This is a genomic window from Photobacterium sp. SP02 (genome assembly GCF_038519165.1).
GTDB lineage: Bacteria > Pseudomonadota > Gammaproteobacteria > Enterobacterales > Vibrionaceae > Photobacterium > Photobacterium halotolerans.
Genome location: NZ_JASJOJ010000145.1, coordinates 1 through 1,026, shown reverse-complemented (window position 1 = coordinate 1,026; position 1,026 = coordinate 1). Strand labels below are relative to the sequence as shown.

1 protein-coding gene is annotated in these 1,026 nt (G+C 42.5%); it reads left to right on the top strand.

Annotated features, from left to right (window positions below):
• The coding region (locus P0Y67_RS22655) for a hypothetical protein (RefSeq protein ID WP_342393700.1) at positions 1-195 on the top strand (195 nt) is incomplete at its 5' end.
• Between the last annotated feature and the right edge of the window lie 831 nt (positions 196-1,026).

The window sequence follows — 1,026 nt, the reverse complement described above, 5'->3', positions numbered from 1 at the left end:
CCGGCCAGCACCAGAGAACCTAAAGGCATTTCTGGTTACGCTTTGTGCCAGCAAAGAGTAACTGGCGCGCATCCTGCGGTGCTGAGAAAAACACCGAACTTAAGCGCGACATATGATCAGCAAAAATTGATGTTCTTTATAAAGTGGTTCGTGGATCAACACCTTGCATCGGTGATCTTCTGCGTGGATACTTAAAACCATGTTTGGCAAAATCAATGCCATAAATAGAATCTGACATGGTGGCATATTTTGAATAGATCATAAGACTTACCAAGTGTGGCAAAACCTGATGAGGGGGAGTCCATTTCATTCGTTATAACTACAGTGCGGTTTGAAATCCCTCGAACTATCTTCCTGGTGTTTTGCATCGTTTGATGGCCGTAGTTATAGTTTGTTACTACATTGAAGCCAGCTGAGAGTGTATATGTTTAAGTGCCCAAATTGCGGAATATCCATTTCTATTAGTGATAAGTTAGCGATTAACTTTGATAAGCACATAACATGTAAAAAGTGTTCACAAAAACTAAAACCGGTGAGGTTTTTTATTTACGCACTTATTTTTGTTGCTCCTACAGTTATGTCTCTATTGGTAAACTACGGTGAACTCAATTCTTTGATTGCAGCAGGGGGTACGTTTGCGTTTTGTTTCTTGCTATTAGCATGCCAGCCATTACGGAAAATGTAGTTATAACAAATAAGGATAAGTGCCGCTTAGCCGACACTTATCCGGGTGTTGGACAAGCCCGAAGCGGCATGATTATGGAAATAACTTGGTTGAACGCCGGAGGGGGGCGATGCGGACTGTTTTTATCAGGCACAGTAAGCGCATAAGCTCTCAGATGACTAATCACTTCAGTGGGTTACATGATTGTTGCTGTCGGTTGTAGTGCGTTTCTCCGCTTGTGGTGTGGTAGCCATTCTCCTTGTCCTGTTCTCTGTGTCCAAAAGCATTGGATCAGATCAGTCCAATGACGAGTAATAAACCAGCGTTATCCACAACACCAGGGAAAAATTCAGGACGAATTT